This is a genomic window from Streptomyces sp. NBC_00019 (genome assembly GCF_045041015.1).
Taxonomy (GTDB): domain Bacteria; phylum Actinomycetota; class Actinomycetes; order Streptomycetales; family Streptomycetaceae; genus Streptomyces.
This window is the reverse complement of the sequence record NZ_CP108302.1, coordinates 10,258,339-10,277,258: the sequence shown is the minus strand read 5'-3', so window position 1 is coordinate 10,277,258 and position 18,920 is coordinate 10,258,339. Positions and strand designations below refer to the sequence as shown.

Annotated in this window: 22 protein-coding genes and 1 pseudogene; 12 read left to right on the top strand and 11 right to left on the bottom strand. The window is 67.5% G+C overall.

The window, feature by feature from the left end; all coding sequences use genetic code 11:
- Positions 1-137: 137 nt before the first annotated feature.
- The 6 genes from OHU89_RS47615 (at position 138) to OHU89_RS47590 (ending at position 3,919) form a co-directional block, all read left to right on the top strand.
- The gene (locus OHU89_RS47615; protein ID WP_405652490.1) at positions 138-620 is read left to right on the top strand and encodes an RNA polymerase sigma factor; all 483 of its coding nucleotides are present in this window, start codon (positions 138-140) and stop codon (positions 618-620) included.
- A gap of 251 nt (positions 621-871) precedes the next feature.
- Positions 872-1,087, top strand: a complete 216-nt coding sequence (locus OHU89_RS47610; RefSeq protein WP_405654979.1) for a cold shock domain-containing protein — start codon at positions 872-874, stop codon at positions 1,085-1,087.
- A 149-nt stretch (positions 1,088-1,236) separates the two neighbouring features.
- Positions 1,237-1,650 carry a hypothetical protein gene (locus OHU89_RS47605; RefSeq protein ID WP_405652488.1) on the top strand — a complete coding sequence of 138 codons (414 nt, stop codon included), beginning with the start codon at positions 1,237-1,239 and terminating at the stop codon, positions 1,648-1,650.
- Positions 1,651-1,821: 171 nt separating this feature from the next.
- Positions 1,822-2,256 carry a hypothetical protein gene (locus tag OHU89_RS47600; protein ID WP_405652486.1) on the top strand — a complete coding sequence of 145 codons (435 nt, stop codon included), beginning with the start codon at positions 1,822-1,824 and terminating at the stop codon, positions 2,254-2,256.
- A gap of 190 nt (positions 2,257-2,446) precedes the next feature.
- Positions 2,447-2,827 (top strand): hypothetical protein, encoded by a 381-nt coding sequence (locus OHU89_RS47595; RefSeq protein ID WP_405652483.1) that lies wholly within the window; start codon positions 2,447-2,449, stop codon positions 2,825-2,827.
- 330 nt (positions 2,828-3,157) lie between these two features.
- Positions 3,158-3,919 (top strand): GNAT family N-acetyltransferase, encoded by a 762-nt coding sequence (locus OHU89_RS47590; RefSeq protein WP_405652482.1) that lies wholly within the window; start codon positions 3,158-3,160, stop codon positions 3,917-3,919.
- 1,003 nt (positions 3,920-4,922) lie between these two features.
- On the opposite strand, the gene OHU89_RS47585 is transcribed toward OHU89_RS47590, so the two are convergent.
- Genes OHU89_RS47585 through OHU89_RS47570 form a run of 4 tightly spaced genes read right to left on the bottom strand, consistent with a single transcriptional unit; the run spans position 4,923 to position 9,792 of the window.
- Positions 4,923-6,539, bottom strand: coding sequence for a glycoside hydrolase family 13 protein (locus OHU89_RS47585; RefSeq protein ID WP_405652480.1), 1,617 nt, complete (start codon positions 6,537-6,539; stop codon positions 4,923-4,925).
- 54 nt (positions 6,540-6,593) lie between these two features.
- Positions 6,594-7,427: a carbohydrate ABC transporter permease gene (locus OHU89_RS47580; protein ID WP_405652478.1), complete on the bottom strand. Its 834-nt coding sequence runs from the start codon at positions 7,425-7,427 to the stop codon at positions 6,594-6,596.
- A complete protein-coding gene (locus tag OHU89_RS47575) occupies positions 7,424-8,479 on the bottom strand; it encodes a carbohydrate ABC transporter permease (protein WP_405652476.1) in 1,056 nt (351 codons plus the stop codon). The genes OHU89_RS47580 and OHU89_RS47575 overlap by 4 nt, the downstream gene beginning before the upstream one ends.
- Before the next feature lie 14 nt (positions 8,480-8,493).
- Positions 8,494-9,792 carry an ABC transporter substrate-binding protein gene (locus tag OHU89_RS47570; RefSeq protein WP_405652474.1) on the bottom strand — a complete coding sequence of 433 codons (1,299 nt, stop codon included), beginning with the start codon at positions 9,790-9,792 and terminating at the stop codon, positions 8,494-8,496.
- Between the two features lie 369 nt (positions 9,793-10,161).
- On the opposite strand from OHU89_RS47570, the gene OHU89_RS47565 reads away from it, so the two are divergent.
- A complete protein-coding gene (locus tag OHU89_RS47565) occupies positions 10,162-11,214 on the top strand; it encodes a LacI family DNA-binding transcriptional regulator (protein WP_405652472.1) in 1,053 nt (350 codons plus the stop codon).
- A 151-nt stretch (positions 11,215-11,365) separates the two neighbouring features.
- Entirely contained in the window at positions 11,366-11,605 is a 240-nt protein-coding gene (locus OHU89_RS47560; protein ID WP_405652470.1) for a hypothetical protein, read from the top strand.
- 173 nt (positions 11,606-11,778) lie between these two features.
- Here OHU89_RS47560 and OHU89_RS47555 read toward each other — a convergent pair.
- Positions 11,779-12,255, bottom strand: a pseudogene (locus tag OHU89_RS47555) (NADPH:quinone reductase); the annotation flags it as partial.
- A gap of 109 nt (positions 12,256-12,364) precedes the next feature.
- On the opposite strand from OHU89_RS47555, the gene OHU89_RS47550 reads away from it, so the two are divergent.
- Positions 12,365-12,574 carry a hypothetical protein gene (locus OHU89_RS47550; protein WP_405652468.1) on the top strand — a complete coding sequence of 70 codons (210 nt, stop codon included), beginning with the start codon at positions 12,365-12,367 and terminating at the stop codon, positions 12,572-12,574.
- A 44-nt stretch (positions 12,575-12,618) separates the two neighbouring features.
- The gene (locus OHU89_RS47545; RefSeq protein WP_405652466.1) at positions 12,619-12,936 is read left to right on the top strand and encodes a hypothetical protein; all 318 of its coding nucleotides are present in this window, start codon (positions 12,619-12,621) and stop codon (positions 12,934-12,936) included.
- A 176-nt stretch (positions 12,937-13,112) separates the two neighbouring features.
- Here OHU89_RS47545 and OHU89_RS47540 read toward each other — a convergent pair whose 3' ends face one another.
- Together OHU89_RS47540 and OHU89_RS47535 are read right to left on the bottom strand one after the other, a co-directional pair.
- Positions 13,113-13,343: a hypothetical protein gene (locus tag OHU89_RS47540; RefSeq protein WP_405652464.1), complete on the bottom strand. Its 231-nt coding sequence runs from the start codon at positions 13,341-13,343 to the stop codon at positions 13,113-13,115.
- 64 nt (positions 13,344-13,407) lie between these two features.
- Positions 13,408-13,551 (bottom strand): hypothetical protein, encoded by a 144-nt coding sequence (locus OHU89_RS47535; RefSeq protein ID WP_405652461.1) that lies wholly within the window; start codon positions 13,549-13,551, stop codon positions 13,408-13,410.
- Between the two features lie 506 nt (positions 13,552-14,057).
- Between OHU89_RS47535 and OHU89_RS47530 the strand changes: the two genes are divergently transcribed.
- A complete protein-coding gene (locus OHU89_RS47530) occupies positions 14,058-15,158 on the top strand; it encodes an IS630 family transposase (protein WP_405652459.1) in 1,101 nt (366 codons plus the stop codon).
- Between the two features lie 155 nt (positions 15,159-15,313).
- Here OHU89_RS47530 and OHU89_RS47525 read toward each other — a convergent pair whose 3' ends face one another.
- Positions 15,314-15,850 (bottom strand): DinB family protein, encoded by a 537-nt coding sequence (locus tag OHU89_RS47525; protein ID WP_405652457.1) that lies wholly within the window; start codon positions 15,848-15,850, stop codon positions 15,314-15,316.
- A gap of 384 nt (positions 15,851-16,234) precedes the next feature.
- Between OHU89_RS47525 and OHU89_RS47520 the strand changes: the two genes are divergently transcribed.
- Positions 16,235-17,131: an aminoglycoside phosphotransferase family protein gene (locus OHU89_RS47520; protein WP_405652455.1), complete on the top strand. Its 897-nt coding sequence runs from the start codon at positions 16,235-16,237 to the stop codon at positions 17,129-17,131.
- 18 nt (positions 17,132-17,149) lie between these two features.
- Here the strand turns inward: OHU89_RS47520 and OHU89_RS47515 are convergent, their stop codons facing one another.
- From OHU89_RS47515 to OHU89_RS47505, 3 genes are all read right to left on the bottom strand, one after another.
- Positions 17,150-17,425 (bottom strand): tetratricopeptide repeat protein, encoded by a 276-nt coding sequence (locus tag OHU89_RS47515; protein WP_405654977.1) that lies wholly within the window; start codon positions 17,423-17,425, stop codon positions 17,150-17,152.
- Complete coding sequence (locus tag OHU89_RS47510; RefSeq protein WP_405652453.1) at positions 17,362-17,976, bottom strand: tetratricopeptide repeat protein; 615 nt, start codon at positions 17,974-17,976, stop codon at positions 17,362-17,364. Before OHU89_RS47510 ends, OHU89_RS47515 begins: the two co-directional genes overlap by 64 nt.
- Before the next feature lie 73 nt (positions 17,977-18,049).
- Entirely contained in the window at positions 18,050-18,499 is a 450-nt protein-coding gene (locus OHU89_RS47505) for a hypothetical protein (protein WP_405652451.1), read from the bottom strand.
- Positions 18,500-18,920 lie beyond the last annotated feature (421 nt).

Below are 18,920 nucleotides of genomic sequence, written 5' to 3'. Positions count from 1 at the left end.
GGTACGGATGCGCTCTGCCGCCGGAGACGAGGTCGTGATCGAAGTCGGCAAGCGGATCACACGACGAGTGCAGGGACCACATGGTGGATGACATCTCCCCTCCGTCCGCCAGGTCGGCCTCGGCACGCCTGGGAACCGTGCTCGAGCCGCAAGCCTTTGCCGAGGTCTACCGGGCGGAAATGCCGCTGCTGGCCCGGTTCGTGATGAAACACGGCGCCAGTCCGCAGGAAGCCGCGGACGCCGCCCATGAGGCATTCGCTCAGGCATATGAGCAGTGGGACAGGATCCGGTATCCGGCGCGGTGGTTGCGCACGGTGGCCACTCGGATCTACTTCAGAGCGAAGCTCCGCGAAGACCTCCCTGGCGAGCTGCCCTCACCCCGTGCCGAGTTTCATCTGCCCACGAACATCGAGCTCAGCGATCAAGAGCGCGACGTATATGCCGCCCTCGCCGAACTGCCGCCTCGACAACGGCAGGTCATGGCCTGGTACTACGACTGGTACACGGTCCCGGAGATCGCCGAGGTACTCAACATCGCGGAAGACGCAGTACGGCAGAGCCTGTGCCGAGCCCGGGCCGCGCTCAAGGCCCGCCGAAGCCAGCAAGGAGGTGTCCGATGAGCGAGTACCACGACGTGTTCCCCTACGACGACCCAGAACTGGACTCCTGGCTGAAGGCTGTCGACCAATCGACACTGTCAGCGGTGAAGAACGGCATGGACCTCACCGCCGGCCTGCACGCCATCACCGGCGAGACGAGCCCGGCCGCCGAAGGACCCCCCCTTCAGCCACCGCCGGCCCAGCACGTCACACCGCGAACCGCCTACTCGCCACCGCCCCAGGACACTCCTTGCCCCGAAGGCGAAGGATGGATCAAGGGCACGGTCAAGTGGTTCAACGAAGACAAGGGATACGGTTTCATCGCAGTTGACGGCGGCGCGGACGTCTTCATCCACCACACAGCCCTCGACGACGGAATCGACACTCTCGTAGAAGGCGAACCCGTATGGTTCCGCCTCAGCATGCGCAAGCCGGGAAGCAGCAAAAGGGAGCCCGTCGAGGTCGTCAAGGTACTGCGCGGCGCATGACACACTCCATGCGCCGCCCTCATGGCCTCGTTCGCTGTCAGCGACGGCGTTTGGTCGCCCAGACGGGCGGGGTGATCGACGTCCGTGCCTGGACCCTGCCGCCCGGGTGTGGTTGCTCATGACCCGGAAGAGGGTGCGAAGATGCGTTCATGGTGATAGATGCCGAGTGGGATCGGATTCGCCGGGGGTTGTGCTTCGGGCAGGTCTTCGAAGGCACCGTGGTGAAGGTTCCCCGGCCCGGTGCGACCGGGCTCTTCGTGGACATCGGCCTGACCGTCGCAGGCTTCGTCGACGTCGTGTGGCTTCCGGAAGAGAGCGATGACTGGCCGGCGGAAGGCACGGTTGCAGGTTTCGAGATCTGGTGGGCAGACAGCCGTCAACAGATCCGGCTGCGGCCGTTGGACTCTCGGTATCAGCGGAACGACTTCGCAGACTCCGAGGCACTCATCCGTCCCCATTGGCCGTCCGAAGTCGGTCAGCCCGTTCTTGATCCCGGGCCCCCGACCCTCGACGAGGCGCGGTCCGCGCTGCGATCTGACAGACCGCCGGCCAACTCCCCGTGAGTTCTGATGAGGTGACCGACGGTCGTGGCGTGAGCTAGCCGGCCCCAGCACCGGCTCGGGCACGACTTTCGACATCTGCGGGCATGACCAGCACCTTTCACACTCACCGCCAGCTGGGGTCGTTGGGCCTGCCGGGCAGGACATTGAGGTGACTCGGCGGCGAGAGGAGACATGGCGCGAGGTGGTCGACAGAACGACACGATCATCGGCGTAGGCCGCGGACGGGTCTACAGACCTCAAGGCGGCAAGAGAATCCGCAGAGCCCTGGGATACACGCTGGGCCTGGAAGCCGGATTGCTCTTCGTCACCTTGGGTTTCTACTTCGGCTTGGACAACAGGGCTGCACGACTGCACTTCGATGAACTGGCTCACCCGTCACCCCGCAACGCTGAGCGAGGACGAGCGCGCCGCGCTGAAGGACGTCCTGCACGCTGCCCCGAACTGGATACCGCCGCCGAACACGTCCGGGGCTTCGGCGAGATCCTCACCCTGTACTGGAGCCCCGATGGCACAAAAGGTGCCGCGAACCGCATCAAGAAGATCAGGAGACAGCTCTACGGCCGTGCCGGATTCGAACCACTCCACAAGATGGTCCTGCCCCAATAGGCTCTCTACCCAGCTCTCCAACCATCCCCGGTCACGCCAGCGACTGTGGTGGGCTGAGAAGATCGCCGCGCGATCAGATTCCACAAGACCACGAAGGACAGGGATGTCGAGGAGACTGCCCATCGGTCAGGCCCAGGAGCAACTTCGACATGAGCTGAGCCCTGGGCAACAGCGCCTCACCGAGCTGGACTTGGACAAAGTATGGCTCAGGTTCGTTCGCTTCGGCTCGCAACGCTTCGACACCGCGGACACACCCGACGCCGATGGTCTTCTCTTCCAGTACGGGACCCACACCTTCGAGGGCCCGTGCGTCTTCACGCTGGACCTTGCCCGCCAGTTCGAGGTCAACGACGCGTCCGGCGAACAGGATCATTACATCCAGCTCCACTGCGAACTTCGGTACGAACCCGTCCTCCAACTCCGCGCACTGGGGCACTTCGAGTCCTGGTTCTTCCACGACACGGACGACGAACTCGACCACTGGGCTGACAGCCTGGGCCACCACGAACTCTGGGCGACCCTCCGCAACTTCCATCCCACTGAAATCAGGGTTTACCAAGAACACGTGTGATCAGAGCCGCGAAGCGGCCTGTCCAGTGACCCTCCGCGACCACTCCCCAAGATCTGCGCCAGAGCCCAAAGTCGCTGACACCGATCACGAGGATTGCCGCCACACGACTCCCGAAGTCACGCCGGAGCGACTCGTCGAAGAAGCCGACACAGCCAGGCTCCCGTGCACGGGGTTGAAGTGGCTCCGCGGAGCAAGAAGTTGATCTGGCTCCCCTTGGCTGTCGGCGGCCACGTCACATTCGCCAGGTACGGCCAGATACGTGATCACAGTCGGTGATCGATGAGGGCTGGATCACAGCGGGCCTCCAAGTACGCCTGGTAGGCAGGGCGTATGGAGGAACTTGCACGGCTCAGCGAGATCGAGCAGGCCGCGGCCGGAGACGGACATCCGGTCTGGGCCGCCCAGGGACAAGGCGGTGACGGCCTGGGGCCGGGGGTACGGGCCTGGCGCCACGGCGCGGCGCTGGCGGTGGCGAGCCCGAACCCTCAACAGGACCGGCTTGCGGTCAAGGGCGACGGCGCCGACGCGGCCATGCTGGTGCAGCGGGTCCTGGAGGAGATCGGCCCGTCCTACCGGGTCCTGGGGGAAGCTGCCCTGATCGATGCGCTGGTACGCCGGCTGCCCAACCTGGCGCCGGTGCACAACTTCTTCTGGATGCAGGCCACATCCCCCTCCGGTGCCGCCGCCGCAGGCGTGCGGTGGCTGAACGCCCGCGAGGAGAAGGAGGCAACCTCGCTGTTCGACCGCTTCTTCCCTGACTCCTACGCGCAGCCGGGACGCGCGGGCATGCGCCGCTGGGCCGGGGTCGTCGGCGAAGTGGACAGCAGCGACGGAACGGCACCGCTGGCGGTGGCGGCCGACGCCTGGTCCGCGACCGGGTGCGGATTCATGGGCGGGGTGCTCACCCACCCCGCCGCCCGCGGACGCGGCCTCGCACAGGCCGTGTCCGGCTTCGTCATGGACGCCCTCGTCAACCAGCACGGCCGCGCCGCACTCATGGTGCTCACCGCCAACACGCCGGCCATCGCCACGTATGAACGCCTCGGCATGACCAAGCGCCTCTTCGGAGCGGCACACATCGCGACCCGGTAAAGCCCAGGCCCTGCCGCGGCAAGCCGACCGGGCCCGCTCACGCAACCTGAATCGAGTCGGGTCAACAGCTCCACACACCAGTCGGGTACACCCTGACGGAGCTCTGACCGAGACCCCAAAAAAAACCGCGCCCCCCGTCCCGGCCAGCGGACCACCCAGCCGAACTTCTTCCCTGGCTGTCACCGTGCTGGCGTCACACTCCGGTGTAATTCAGATGCTCGACCGGGGGCCACCCCACTACGGTGGACCCTGTTCAGGTGCGCGGGCTGCGGCTACTTCTCTTGTAAAGAATCCGTACCGCCGCCGACTTCGATCTCTGAACACTCAAGGCCACGAGCCGCCCGCCACGGGGGAAACCGGCGGGCCGCTTCCTCATGTCGCCACAGCAACCCGGCACAACCCCACCAACTGGTCGCACGGGCATCTGGCCGACGCGCTACAGCACCAGCACATCTACGAAGCGCCCCCATACCCAGAGCCTGGTGCCACTCGGGGCTGTCGCCGAGATCCCCCATGCCCCGAACCATCTGGAGCGGCGCCACCTCTTTCGGCGGGGTCACTTCTCTGAATTGGTACTTCATCGGGCCACGTTGGCGACTTGAGCGAGTCCGCAAGGACGTTGCCCGTCCGGCCCAGCCCGGGACCGGTGCGTGCGCACTTCCTTCCACGGCCGCTGCCTGCAGGGCTAGCGGCCTGATGTCGGCCGTGGTGGGAGCTGCCTGCCCCGCCGTCAGTTGCTCGTCCGGTCGTGGTACCACGAGGCTCGGTGGTGCACCGAGACGAAGGCGTTGTGCGAGACGGACTGCTGACCCGGCCGGACTGGGTCGGGTCCTGTGACTGCGGCATCGGATGTTGGACGTGGTGGTGATGCTTGAAGAAGCGAAGCCGCTCGCAGTGGGATGCCCACGTTGCCGAGGGTGGCGCCAGGGCCTGGCCGGTCAGCGGGGAGTGACACCGGGCAGGCCCTGGCTGATCGAGGGGGCGTGGCCCCGAATGCGGGCCGCTATACGGCGAGCCAGACCGCGTGTTCGGGTTTCAGCTGCCCGTCTGCGATTGAGCCGCTGGCCAGCAGGATCGCGGTGTGGTCGGGCAGTTGGTGTGCCTCATCCGAGAGGTTGACGACGCAGAGAAGGCCGGGTGCGCGGCGGAAGGCGAGGACGCCAGCAGGGGCATCTTGCCAGGTCATGGCGCCGTCGCCGAGGGCGGGGTGCTCGCGCCGTATTCGGAGGGCGGTGCGGTACAGCTCCAGCATCGAGGTCTCATCCCCGGTCTGTGCCGCCACGCTGTGCTGGGCCCAGTGGGCGGGCTGTGGCAGCCAGGGTCCGGCGTAGGCGTCGTCGGGGCTGAAGCCGAACGGTTCCGTCTGTCCTGACCAGGGGATGGGCACGCGGCAGCCGTCGCGGCCGCGGTCGGTGTGGCCGGAGCGTTCCCAGATGGGGTCCTGGAGGACGTCCGCAGGGAGGTCCTCGACTTCTGGCAGGCCGAGTTCGTCGCCCTGGTAGATGTAGGCGCCGCCGGGCAGGGCGAGCATGAGGAGGGCGGCGGCGCGGGCGCGGCGGGTGCCGAGTTCCAGGTCGACGGGGCCTTGGGGCTGGTAGCGCTCGTTGGGTACCCAGCGTGCGACGGTCTTGCGGGCGTAGCGGCTGGTGTGGCGTATGACGTCGTGGTTGGAGAGCACCCAGGTGGCCGGTGCGCCGACATCGCTGAGCATGGTGAGGGAGTCGTCGATGACCGTGCGGAGGTCCTTGGCGTCCCAGGTGGCCATCAGAAAGTCGAAGTTGAAGGCGGTGTGCAGGCCGCCGGGGCGGACGTAGGCGGCGAGGCGTTCGGGGGTGTCGGCCCAGGCTTCGGCGACGAAGGCGCGGTCGCCGTCGAACTCGTCGGCGACCTCGCGCCAGGTGCGGTAGATGTCGTGGACCTCGTCGCGGTCCCAGTGTGGGTGCTTGACCTGTTCTCGTGTCAGGTCGGGGAGTTCGGGGTCCTTGGCGAGGCCGTGGGCGACGTCGATGCGGAAGCCGTCGACGCCCCGGTCGAACCAGAACCGCAGGATGGACGCGAACTCGGTGTGGACGTCGAGGTGCTGCCAGTTGAGGTCGGGCTGATCGGGTGCGTACAGGTGGAGGTACCAGTCGCCGTCGGGAATGCGGGTCCAGGCGGGGCCGCCGAATTCGGAGACCCAGTTGTTGGGCGGCTCGGTGCCGTCGGGGCCGCGGCCGGGCCGGAAGATGTAGCGGTCGCGTTCTGGGCTTGCGGGGCCGGCGTCCAGGGCGGCCTGGAACCAGGCGTGCTCGTCGGAGGTGTGGTTGGGGACGATGTCGGGGATGATGCGGATTCCGTGCTCGTGGGCTTCGGCGATGAGCTCTTCGGCGTCGGCGATCGTGCCGAACAGCGGGTCGATGGCGCGGAAGTCGGCGACGTCGTAACCGCCGTCCGCCATCGGGGACTTGTACCAGGGGTTGATCCACAGGGCGTCCACGCCGAGCGACTTGAGGTAGGGCAGCCGGGAGCGCAGGCCGGTGATGTCGCCGATGCCGTCGCCGTCGCCGTCGGCGAAGCTGCGGATGTAGACCTGGTAGATGACGGCACTGCGCCACCAGGGCGAGGGCGTGGTGGAGGACATGGTGGTTGAAGGTCCTTCGATTAGTGAGGGGAAGTGTGCTGCGGCGGCCGGGGGTTACTTGGCCGCGCCGGCGGTGAGTCCGGCGACGATGCGGCGCTGGAAGAGCAGCACCATGATCACCAGGGGGATGGTGACCAGGACGCCCGCGGCCATCTGGCTGCCGAAGGGGGTGTCGAACTGGCTAGCGCCGGCGAATTTGGAGATGGCGACCGGTGCGGTCTGGATGCTGGGCTTGTTCGTCATCGACAGGGCGATGAGGAACTCGTTCCAGGCGGCGATGAAGATGATGATCGCGGTGGTGAAGATGCCCGGTGCCGCGAGCGGAATGATGATCTTGCGGAACGCCTGGCCGCGGGTACAGCCGTCGATCATCGCGGCCTGCTCCAGTTCGTCGGGCATCTGCCGGAAGAACGTGGTCAGATTCCACACCGCGAGCGGCAGCACGAAGGACATGCTCGGCACGATCATCGCCTGGTAGGTGTTGATCCAGCCGATGTCGGTGAACAGCTTCAGCAGCGGGACCAGGATCGAGACGACCGGGAACATCGAGGTCGCGATGATCAGGGTGAGGATCATCCGCTTGAAGCGGAATTCCAGCCGGGCCATGGCGTAGGCGGTGAACGTGGCCAGCAGCAGTGCCAGGACGGTGGTGGTGCCGGCGACGATCAGGCTGTTGAGCAGGGCGCGGCCAAATCCCTGGGAGGGGCTGAAGACCGCCCGATAGTTCTCGAACGACACCGGGGCGGGCAGCAGCGAGGTGTCGAAGATGTCGGAGGTACGGCGCAGGCTGGAGACCAGCATCCAGTAGAAGGGGGCCAGGCAGTAGGCCACCACTGCGGCAACGCCCAGGTAGAGCAGCCAGGTTCGCCATTTCACGGTCGCGGTCATGCCGACACCTCCGCACGGTTCCGTTTCGAGGCTCCTCGGCGCTTCTTCCTGCCCGAGCCGCCCGCGTCGCCGACGACGTCCGCGCCCAGCAGTCGGACGAAGCCCAGCGCGATGAGAAGGACGTAGCCGAAGAGCACCACCGCATAGGCGGCGGCCGGTCCGAAGCGGACGTTGGACGCCTCGTTCTGCGCGAGCATCGACAGGGTCTCCACCGAGCTCTTCTGCGCGCCGACGAGGAGGTAGGGCAGGTCGAACATCCGCAGCGCGTCCAGGCAGCGGAAGAGGACAGCGACCAGCAGGGCGGGCTTCACCAGCGGCAGCGTGATGTGCCAGAACTGGCGCTGGGGGCTTGCCCCGTCCATGCGGGCCGCCTCGTAAACCTCCCTCGGGATGACCTGTAGGCCGGCCAGGACCAGCAGCCCGATGAAGGGGGCGGTCTTCCACACCTCGGCGATGATGACGGCGACCTTGGCGTGGAAGCCCTCGGTGGTCCACAGGATCTGGTGGCCGATCAGGGAGTTGGCGATGCCGTCACTGTTGAAGATCCACCGCCACAGCAGGCCGGAGATGGCCGTGGGCACGGCCCAGGGGATGAGGATGCTGGCGCGGATCAGGGACCGGCCGCTGAACGCCTTGTGCATGATCAGCGCCATCGCGACACCGATCACCGTCTCCAGCCCCACGGTGACGACGGTGAAGAAGGTGGTGTTCCAAAAGGCGTTCCAGAACCGCTGGCCGGCCTCGCCGAAGATGTCGGTGTAGTTCTGCAGCCCGACGAACGGCTCGGTGTCGCTGATGAAGCCGGTCTTCGGGTCCAACCCCTTGGTCCCGTACAGCGATTCCCGCAGCGCCATGATCGTCGGGTAGAGCACGACGACGGTCAGCACCAGCAGGGTCGGGGACACCAGCAGGGCGGCCATCCGGCCGGTTCCCGCTGTGGCCGACTTCCGGCCGCGCCGGGCTTTCTCCGGTGCGGGGTACCGCCAGGGACGGCCTGCTGCCGTGCCGTGCGGCTGGTCCCCGGCCGTTTCAGGTGGGGTCCGAGTGGCCACCACGAGCCTCCTTCTCACTGCGCCGGGAGCTTCTGCAGGGCTTCCTGCAGGTCCTTCAGCGCCTGCGTGCTGGACTTGTCGCCGTTCAGGGCTGCGTACGCCTCCTGCTGGATCGCCGAGGACACGTCGCCGTACTGGACCACCCGCGGGCGGGGCACGGCATTGAGGATCGACTTCTTGAGCACCGGCAGGTACGGGTACTGCTTGGCCAGTGCCTGGTCGTCGTACAGGTCCGCGTACGGCGGGGCGGCCGAGCCCTCCTTGAGGAACGTGGTCGCGCTGTCGTGGTCGGTGAAGTACTTGATGAAGTCCAGTGCGGTGGCCTTGTTCTTGGCGAAGGAGGACAGGGCCACGTTGTGGCCGCCCAGGGTGGAGGAGCCGACTCCGGTCAGGCCGGGCAGCGGCGCGACCGCGAACTTGCCGCCGACCTTGCTCTTCTCGGCCAGCGAGTACACGTAGGGCCAGTTGCGCAGGAAGATCAGCTTGCCGGACTGGAACGCCTGGCGGCCTTCCTCCTCCTGGTAGGTGATGGCCTCCTTCGGGATCGTGCCGTCCCTGAAGGAGTCGACGAGGAAGTCCAGGCCCTTCTTCGCCGCGGATGTGTCGACGTCCGGCTTGCCGCTGGCGTCGGTGACCACTCCGCCGGCGGAGTTGACGGCCTCGGAGAAGTTGACAGTGAGGCCCTCGTACTTCTGGAACTGGCCGGCGTAGCAGGACATGTCCTTGGCCTCGGGCAGCTTCTCGACCTTGGCGCAGGCGGCCTGCATTTGTGCCCAGGTCGTCGGCGCGGCGCTGACGCCGGCCTGCTTCAGCAGGTCGGCGCGGTAGTACAGCAGGCCGCCGTCGGAGGACTGCGGCACGGCGTACAGGTTGTCGCGGTACTTGGTCGTCTCCACCACGGGCTTGAGCATCTGGTCCAACGGGAACTGCGCGGCGGGCAGCTGGTCGATCCACTGGTGGGCGGCGAACTCCGAGGTCCACACCGCGTCCAGGGAGAGCACCGTGTAGGCGTCGGACTTCGTCTCGGCGTTCTGGATCATCTGCTGGCGCTGCTGGTTCACGTCCGACGGCAGCTGGACGAAGGTGACCTTCTCCTTGGGGTGCTGCTTGTTCCAGCCGTCGATCACCTTCTGGACGACGCCGGAGCTGTCCTTGGCGGCCGCGAACGTGATCGGGCCACGGCCCGAGAACGACGGGCTCTTCGACTCCCCCGATGAGCTGCTGTCATCGGAGGAACCGCAGGCGGTGAGGACGAGCCCGGCGGCGATGAGCACGGCCGAGCGCTGAAGGACTCTGCTGGTTGTGGCGTTCACTGTCTCTCCTGGACGTGCGGAACCGAAGTCTCGGTGGGGGCGCCCTGTAGGGGTGGCTACCGAGAGGACTATGAGACGGCTCTGGTACGAGACTGTGCTGTCATAGCGTCTTGTAGATCAAAAGAGCAGGTCAAAGCAGTGAATGATGGACTCACGGCGACGACTTCGACTCCGTTGTGACAACGCTTGCACCGTAGGAGTGCACTCGGGAGAAGTCAATGCGTAACGTCGCGGCAGCATTCATGATCTACGCGACCCTGCACCCTCCCCTTCTTGGGAGGTGTTGGACATTCAGCCCTGAGACCGCGGTCGTGACAGCGCTGTCACGAGGGCTCTCGTCGAGAGGTAAATCTGTGCTAGCTTCCGCTCATGTCACCAGCTCATCGGCACCCCACGTTGGCCGACGTCGCCGAACGCGCGGGGGTCTCCCCGTCCACCGTCTCGCGCACCATGCGCGGCCTGGCCTCGGTCTCACCCGAGGTCCGTGCCCGGGTCGAACAGGCCGCCCGCGAACTGAACTTCGCGGTCTCGCGGCAGGCGTCGAGCCTGGTGACCGGCCGGACCGGCGTCATGGCAGTACTCGTGCCCACGCTCGACTCGTGGTTCATGGGAGCGGCACTGTCCAGCCTGGGCCCGCTGCTGCGCGGCGCCGGCATGGAGATGACCGTCTACGTGGTCCCCGATCTGACCGAGCGGGCCGAGTTCTTCGAACGTCTGCCGGCCCGGCGCAACGCGGACGCGCTGCTGGTCTTCTGCTTCGACCTCACCAAGGACGAGACCGCCCGGCTGGACGATCTCGGCATGCCGGTCATCTACATCAGCCAGCACGTCGAGGGCCGCCCCAGCGTCTACGTCGACGACGTCGCCGCCGCCTGCAAGGCCACCCGCCACCTGATCAACCTCGGACACCGCCGGATCGCCTTCGGACACACCGTCAACGCCCGCGGCTTCAGCTTCAGCTCCCGCGATCGCCTCCTCGGCTACCGACAGGCACTCACCGAGGCGGGCATACCCCTGGACGACGACCTGGTCGTCACCACCCCGCCCCGCGACAAGCGCGGCACCACCCAAGCAATCGGAAGCCTGCTGAGCCTGCGCGAACCACCCACAGCAATCTTCGCCGAACAGGACGAACTCGCCGCCTCCGTCATCTCGGCCCTGCGCACCGTACAGATCGAGGTGCCCGAACGGATCTCCGTCCTCGGCTTCGACGACCAGCTGATGGCCGAATGGCTCGACCTGTCCACCGTCGCCCAGTCCCCCTCCGACATGGGCCGCGCCGCCGCCGAACTGGCACTGGAACTCATCAACGACACCGACGCGGATCGCAGCCGGCACATCGTCCTGCCCACCCACCTCATCCCACGAGGAACCACGGCCCCGCCGCCCGCACCCCACAGCGGGCAGGAAGGTTCCGACTGACCTCCGCGCAGCAGAGGCCGAGAGGTCTGATGCCGGCGCCCATGCCGGCTGCGGGCGCCGCCGCATACAGGATTGGATAGGGCACCGCCTTTGCAGCTGACGGTACGTGGTGCTCCGGTATGCGCCCTTTCGGCTCTGGGACGGTGAGAAAGTGACGCGCCCCTCCCTCAACATCGGGCCGGATGAGAAGGAGGCCGGGCAGCTGATGTGGCCTGGTGATCGGTGCGCTCCCAGCGAGCGCCCGTCCACCATCCGTACGTATGCGCAGCAACGGGACTTCCAGCAACAGCAGCACCGGCGCGCCGTCCTGGGCCGGACCACGACCGACCCGGAGCAGGCAGCCGCGCTGCTTGCCAACTGCACAGCCGTCGGCATCGAGGGCCCGGTGTAAATACAAAAACAGGACCTGCCGCCCATGGTCATCGCCGACCTGCTCGGCATCCGCCCCAAGACAGCCGAACGCTGGGCCACCCTCGCTGGCGGGAACTGGTCCGACTACTTGGCAGCGCGACGGGCCGCCCCGTAGGGCTAGGCAGTTGAGTAGGTCAGTGTTCCGAGTCTGCGCTATTGGGGGATGGTGACCAGGATGCGGCCGTAGCCACCGCCGGCGTCGACGTGGTCGTGGGCCTTGGCGATGTCGTCCAGCGGGTGACGGTCGCCGACTGCGACGGTGAGGTCGCCGACGGCGGTTGCGGAGGTGAGGTCGCGGGCAGCCTGGCCCTTGGCCTCGGCGGGGAAGTCGTCGCTGCCGAGCAGCCGCAGGGTGACGTTGTTGAACAGCAGCGGCCAGAAGGGGATCTCAGTGCGGTCCGTGCGGGTGGCGTAGGCGGCGATGACGGCGTTGTTGGCGGCGACGGCGTTGTCGAGATCGGCGTTGTCTGACAGCGCGACCTCGATGATCCGGTCGACGCCTCGCGGCGCGTGCGAGCGGATGGCAGCGGTGGGGTCGCCGGTATCCAGGGCGACGGCGTGGGAGACGACGGCCGGGTCGACGCGGTCGAGGTCCGCGGTGCGGCGGACGGTCGCGATCACAGCCTCTCCACGAAATGGCCAACTGTCCTTGAGCGCAGCCCGGTCACCAGCAGTCTTGCCGCCGTCTCTGGCCAACTATCGCTGAAGGTCACAACACCCCAGCAACCCAGGAGACCGCGTGGACCGCATGAGTCTCGATGAGCTGCTCGAGCAGGCCCGTGTGGATGTGGCCGCGCTGCCGCCGGCGCCCGCCTCCCCCACCGACCAGCAGGTACGCGCCCGGATCACCGCCCGGCCCGCGTATCCCTGCGCCGTCTGCCAGAAGGGCGGCTCGACAGCCCGTGCCCTTACCACCGGCCAGGGGCCCGTTGGTTGGATCTGTGCCTGAGCCACGGCCTGGCCGTACTCGAGCCCTCGCCGCGGATGCCGACCATGATGGAGGCAATCCTCGCCGACCTCCGCGAAGCCCTGGCCGAGGTCGCGGCCGAGACGGGCAGGACGCCGCACGTGCGGCTGTGGACCGATGAGACCGGCTGGCAGGACAAGCCCATGGATGACCAGCACCGCTACCACCTCACCCTGATCCTCGACGGCAGACCGGCGCGGCACGGCTGGTGGGGCGTCGAGACCGTGGCCCGCGAGAAGTTCACGCTGTGGGTGAGCGAGTGCAGCGGCAAGCCCGGCTCCAGCGTGGTCCTCACCGACGAACACACCGGCGCCGTGTTGACGACGTGGCCGCAACAGCCGTAGCTGCTGCCCTGCTGAGCAGCATGCCCGAAGATCAGCTCTCAGCCGACCAGCCCACCGAGCCGGACAACGCGGCCGAGGAAGCCGGCGAGGCCGTGGCCGACGACATCACCGACCCTGGCTTCGCGCCGACTGGCAGCCGACGGCCGGCGCGTACCGGCTCACTACCCGGTAGAGGGTCAGGCGGCGGCCGCGTGCCGCACCGCCTTCTTCACCGTCATCTCCAGCTCGACACGCGACGTGCCGGACTCCACGGCCGCGGCCGTGACCGCGGCCTGAAACACCACAGCCGCCTCCCGCCACCGCTCCCACTGCACCTCATACGCCACGCCATCGAGCCCAGCGAGCCTGGCACGCGCTTCTTCGGCGGAACGTTCCAGCTTGATCAATTCGTCGGGGATGTCTGCCACGGCCGGATCCTAAGCGAACTGCCAATAAACTCCGCCGACCCCACCCCGGCGGCGTGTGACTGGGTCAGGTCTCGATGTTGGCGATGACGACCGCCGTGCACAGAGCGGCGACGAAGTACCGGCACGGTCCCTGGTCGACGTCGTCCGCGTACTCGCGTAGCCACGGGCTGGCGACCGTGCCGGAGAGCGGTCGCCAGCCCGTGGTCACCGCAGAGCGCGACCAGGACACGGTCCAGGGCGATGGAGCTCAGCCTCGGACGTGACGCCTTCCCGCTGCTTGGCGGCCGCGTCGGAGAAGGGCACCGTCCCGCCCACGGTCCGCCACCCCCGCCGTCTCAATGGAGGCATGGCAGCCCGTGCGCACTCCCCCACCCCCGGACCTGATCCGGCTGGAGCGTTCGCGGAGGACCTGGCGCTGTACCGGCGCAACATCGCGAGATGAGTGAGGACTGCCCTTCGTGACGGAGCACGACAGTTTCCGAGGAGAGCACGTCGGCCGCAGATCGACTGTCCGCCCGGCCGGTCGCCAGCCATCGCATGACGGTGTCCTGACTGACCACAGCCTCAAAACTGTCCCCGCGGCGGGTCGGCTCCATCACAAGCCTCTGGGTGCGCAGTACGGGTCCACCTAGTGCTGTGACCGCGTAGGTTCGCAGGGTTGGTGCTCGGGGCGGTTGGATATGGGGAACGTCCGGTCCGACTGCTGGAGGTGCGATGGCCGAGCCTGTCCGCGTGCGCAGACTGACTGACCAGGAAGGCCAACGGCTGCAGCAGATCGTGCGCCGGGGCACCACCAGCTCGGTGCGATACCGGCGCGCAATGATGCCGCTGGCCTCGGTCGGCGGGAACCGGGTGCCGGTGATCGCCCAGCTGGTCCAGGCCGACGAGGACACCGTCCGCGACGTCATCCACCGGTTCAATGAGATCGGTCTGGCCTGCCTGGACCCTCAGTGGGCGGGAGGCCGTCCCCGCCTGCTCAGCACTGACGACGAGGACTTCGTCATCCAGACGGCCACCACCCGACCCGGCAAGCTCGGCCAGCCCTTCACCCGCTGGTCGCTGCGCAAGGTCCATGGCCGGGTGATCCGTGTCGGCCGCGAGGCATTACGCGGCCTGCTCGCCCGCCGCGGCATCACCTTCCAGCGCACCAAGACCTGGAAAGAATCCCCCGACCTCGAGCGCGACACCAAGCTCGACCGCATCGAGCACGTCCTCGACTGCTTCCCGGACCGCGTCTTCTCGTTCGACGAATTCGGCCCACTGGGAATCCGGCCCACCGGCGGCAGCTGCTGGACCGAGCAGACCCGGCCCGACCGGGTGCCGGCGACCTACCACCGCACCCACGGCGTCCGGTACTTCCACGGCTGCTACTCGGTCGGCGACGACACGTTATGGGGCGTCAACCGGCGCAGGAAGGGCGCCGGGAACACGCTGGCCGCGCTGAAATCGATCCGCGCCACCCGGCCCGACGGCGCACCGATCTACGCGATCCTGGAAAACCAGTCCGCCCACAAGGGCGCCGACATCCGCCGCTGGGCGAAGAAGCACAAGGTCGAGTTGTGCTTCACGCCGACCTACGCCTCGTGGGCCAACCCCATCGAAGCCCACTTCGGACCGCTGAGGCAGTTCACCATCGCCAACTCGAACTACCCCAACCACACCGTGCAGACCCGCGCGTTGCACGCCTACCTGCGGTGGCGCAACGCCAACGCCCGCCACCGCGACGTCCTGGCCGCCGAACGCAAGGAACGCGCCCGCATCCGCTGTGAGAAGGGCATCCGCTGGGGCGGTCGGCCCCTCGCCACGGCGGTGTGACCGCCAGCGATATGCGGCAAGGGGCAGTCGCAGGACCCCTGGTGACCAGCCTGTGCTCACGGGTGGTGGCCATTTTGCTCAGCGGTAGCTGGCCAGTGCGGTAGCGATTTGTCGCATGCTGGGCCGAGGCATGCTTCGTGGCGCGCAGCGGTCGGCTACTCGCCGGTGACGCCATCGATGGCCTCGCGGAGGAGATCCGCATGGCCGACGTGGCGGGCGTACTCCTCGATCACGTGCTCAAGGACGAACCGCACATCGGTGTCACCGAATTCCGGGTTCGGCACGATGCGCGCGAGGTCGACGGTCACCTTCGCGAATACCTGCCGCGACTCCTCGCACGCGTTGAGGTAGTCCTCGTAGACGTCCCTGGCCGGCGTAGCGTCCGACTCGTCGTACCACTCGCCACCGTCAGCGGTGACGTAGGTCCGATAGGGAAAGAAGCGAGGGGTCGTGCCGGCCAACGTCCGCTGGAACCAGGCACGCTCAACCCCCTGCAGATGGCGCATGAGCCCCAGCAGGGTCAACGCCGAAGACCGCACAGGACGTAGCCGCAGTTGTTCATCCGAGAGGCTCTCGCACTTCCACAAGAAGGTCGCTCGGTGGTAATCGAGATTCGAGGCGATCACCTCCAGCCACGGGCCCGATACCGCGCGCTCAGGCCGGACGATCTCCTGGACCACAATGTCGCTCACGCTGGAGTCTCCTCACCGGTCATCAAGCTTGGTCGAGTTCGTATGTGCCCACGGTCCGAGGACTGACCGGCGCCTCTACCGGCACCTCACGAGCACATCCGCCCAAGAAGACCTCTCCTCGTATCGGAACTCATCGCTCGATGCCGCGTCGGGTGTGGCCCTCCACGGCTGCGAATCACAGGCGGCCTGAACGCAACCCGGCGAACCTATGCGGTCGCAGCACTAGCCGGGCCACTGGGCAACTCCTCTCGACCAAGACTTGATGGAGCGTGCTCGGCGTCTCTTTGGAGCGATCAAGAGGCAACCGGTGAACCTGTCCGGTCACGGCACTAGATCTTCCGGACCGCGAGAGCCGCTTCGCCTGCCCCAGTACTGTGACTTCGCATGACCGACACCGAGATCGCGATCACCGCAGACCTGGTCCGTGACCTGCTGCAGAAGCAGCACCCAGACCTTGCAGGGCTGGCCATCCGCGAGGTGGCGGGCGGCTGGGGCAACCAGATGTGGCGTCTCGGGGACGAGTTGGCCGTGCGCATGCAGCGCATGGACCCCACCCCGGAGCTCCAGCTCAAGGAGCGGCGGTGGCTACCCGTGCTGGCTCCGCGCCTGCCCCTACCGGTGCCGACTCCCGTGCGGTTCGGCGAACCGTCCGAGCACTTCCCCAAGCACTGGACCGTGATGACGTGGGTTGACGGCGAGCCGCTGGACCACGGCTCGATCAGCCGCGGCGCCCACGCGGCCGATACACTGGCGGGTTTCCTGCGGGCGCTCCACGTGGAGGCGCCCGCCGAGGCGCCGATCAGCTCGGACTTCGGCACTCACCCCAAAAAGTGCACGGGCGGTTTCGACTACTTCTTTGACGCCGTTGTCCCCGGCGGCCTTGCCGACGAGGTCCGGGCCGTCTGGGACGATGCCGTTGCGGCCCCCGAACGGGAGGGCCCGCCGGTATGGGTGCACGGTGACCTTCATCCCGCGAACGTCGTCGTCTCGGACGGAACACTCTCGGGCATCGTCGACTTCGGTGCCCTGTGCGCCGGCGACCCGGCCTGGGACCTCGCCGCCGCATGGGTGCTGCTCCCCGCGGGCACGGCCTCACGGTTCTTCGACAGGTACGCGCATGCGGACGAGGCGGCGATCCGGCGCGCCCGCGGGCTGGCCGCTATGAAGAGCCTCTTTCTCATGCTCATGGGACAGAACGGAGATCGGGGCCTTCCCGGCGGCAAGCCGAACTGGGGCCCTGCAGGCCGGGCGGCACTCGACCGTGTTCTGAACGGCGTTTGATGCTGGCGTACCGGGGAGTTAGTCCTCCCTGTCGTCAGCTCGTCGCCGCTCCAACCACTCCAACATTTCGACGGACTTCAGGGTGTCAGAGTGCTCCGGCCCTACCACCCGACGCTGCACCTCCAGCGTCTCCTCCCCCAACACCACCGCCTCCTCCACCCGACCCACCTCCCCCAACCGGACGGCCAGCCCGGTCGCCGTGCGCAGCGTGGCCGGATGCTCCGACCCCATCACCCGACGGCGCGTCTCCAGCGTCTTCTCGTCCAGGGCGAGAGCTTCCCCGTGCCGCCCCAGCGCCCACAGCCGGCCAGCAAGGTTGAGGGCGCTGGACAGGGTGCTGGGGTGGTCGTCACCGTGGAGGCTCGGCGGCGGGCGAGGGTGTCTTCGTCCAGGGCGAGGGCGCGTTCGTGGTCCTGGGTGTCGTTGTAGGCGCGGGCCAGGTTGTGGGCGGCCCGCAGGGTGTCGTCGTGGTCGGGGCCCAGTTGCTGCAGGCAGGTGTCATACAGCCGTTGCAGCCGCTCTCGGGCCGGGCGGGCCTGCCCGCGGTCCATCAGGTACCAGCACGCATCCCCCACCACGTACCGCCCCCGGCTGGTGGTGAGCCGGGCGGGGTCGATGGCCAGGGCGTGCGGAAGCAGGACCTGCCACGCCGGCCAGAACCGCGGCTCACTGGAGTTACCGGGGTTGGCCGCGGCAAGGAGTGCTTCGGCGTCGGCCCTCGCCCGGTCGGGCTCCTGGCTGGTCATCTGGCCCGCGAGCATCTCCTGGGTCAGGCGGTGCAGTTGCAGGGTGCCACCCACCCTGGACCCGGGCCAGACCGTGCCGGGCGACCGCATCGACCTCATCAGCCGCAGACTGTCCCGAGACTCCACCCCAAACGGGCGCGACAGGTGACGCACGACCTGGCCGCGCACCGCGTCACTTCTGGGTGTTGGTGCTCTCGTGGGCGGCAGTCGCGTCCAGTGCATGCGGCACGACCACGACCTGTACATCGTCCTCATAGATGACCCGTCCCGGGTCTGCGGACCGCAGAGCCCGGCAGTCGACGCCGTGCACGGACAGGATCTGCAGATAGCCGGAGACGCGAGCGAGGAGATGCGTGGCTGACGGCTTGAACCAAGCCGCCGCGCCAGGGTTGATCTCGTGGTCGTAGACGCTGGGGTCAACGGTTGAGGGGTCGGTGTACGCGGCGTCGTACCAACTGTTGTTGCGGCGGCGGAAGGACTCTTGTTCGTCCGAGAGCTTTCCCTCCCTCGCCAGATTGTTGACGAGCCCGAAAACGCCGGTGAATTGGCCTCGACTGTTCCGGTGAGGTGATTGAAACCGTACGTACTGGACGGCCTCACTGCCGTTATCGATCATCCCCATCAGCACATCCTGCCACTGCTCCGTCTATCACCCCATGGCGTCCTCGACGGGGCAAACGCGCGAACAGAGATAGGACGCTCTTTGAGCTGCGGACCCCGCTGAACGGTCCGGCCGACTCGTCGATCTCGTCCGATCACCACCCGCAGTTCCTTCTCCCCTCGCTCTGTGGTGACACGTTCGGTCAACGGGCGGGTGGGGTTGACCGGGTCGCACCGGCGACGTGGCCGAACTCGTCGCCGATGCCTCCGCCGTGGCGCGCGCCTGGGGCTGGCGCCCCCTCGGGGACCTCGGCGACATATGCCGGGACGTCTGGCACTTCCAGCGGCTCAATCCCCATGGCGACGCAGGATCTCCCCGGCGGCCGGGGGTGCAGGAGAGCTGACCGACCGGTGCCGAGATGCAGTCGGCGCCTCCCCTGCCT

What these genes read in the sequence shown, in the direction of transcription:
- OHU89_RS47590 (WP_405652482.1), top strand. Translation starts at nt 3,158, where the DNA reads ATGGAGGAACTTGCACGGCTCAGCGAGATCGAGCAGGCCGCGGCCGGA.
- OHU89_RS47605 (WP_405652488.1), top strand. Translation starts at nt 1,237, where the DNA reads ATGGTGATAGATGCCGAGTGGGATCGGATTCGCCGGGGGTTGTGCTTC.
- OHU89_RS47545 (WP_405652466.1), top strand. Translation starts at nt 12,619, where the DNA reads ATGATGGAGGCAATCCTCGCCGACCTCCGCGAAGCCCTGGCCGAGGTC.
- OHU89_RS47520 (WP_405652455.1), top strand. Translation starts at nt 16,235, where the DNA reads ATGACCGACACCGAGATCGCGATCACCGCAGACCTGGTCCGTGACCTG.
- OHU89_RS47580 (WP_405652478.1), bottom strand. Translation starts at nt 7,427, where the DNA reads ATGACCGCGACCGTGAAATGGCGAACCTGGCTGCTCTACCTGGGCGTT.
- OHU89_RS47565 (WP_405652472.1), top strand. Translation starts at nt 10,162, where the DNA reads ATGTCACCAGCTCATCGGCACCCCACGTTGGCCGACGTCGCCGAACGC.
- OHU89_RS47600 (WP_405652486.1), top strand. Translation starts at nt 1,822, where the DNA reads ATGGCGCGAGGTGGTCGACAGAACGACACGATCATCGGCGTAGGCCGC.
- OHU89_RS47530 (WP_405652459.1), top strand. Translation starts at nt 14,058, where the DNA reads ATGGCCGAGCCTGTCCGCGTGCGCAGACTGACTGACCAGGAAGGCCAA.
- OHU89_RS47510 (WP_405652453.1), bottom strand. Translation starts at nt 17,976, where the DNA reads ATGAGGTCGATGCGGTCGCCCGGCACGGTCTGGCCCGGGTCCAGGGTG.
- OHU89_RS47505 (WP_405652451.1), bottom strand. Translation starts at nt 18,499, where the DNA reads ATGGGGATGATCGATAACGGCAGTGAGGCCGTCCAGTACGTACGGTTT.
- OHU89_RS47585 (WP_405652480.1), bottom strand. Translation starts at nt 6,539, where the DNA reads ATGTCCTCCACCACGCCCTCGCCCTGGTGGCGCAGTGCCGTCATCTAC.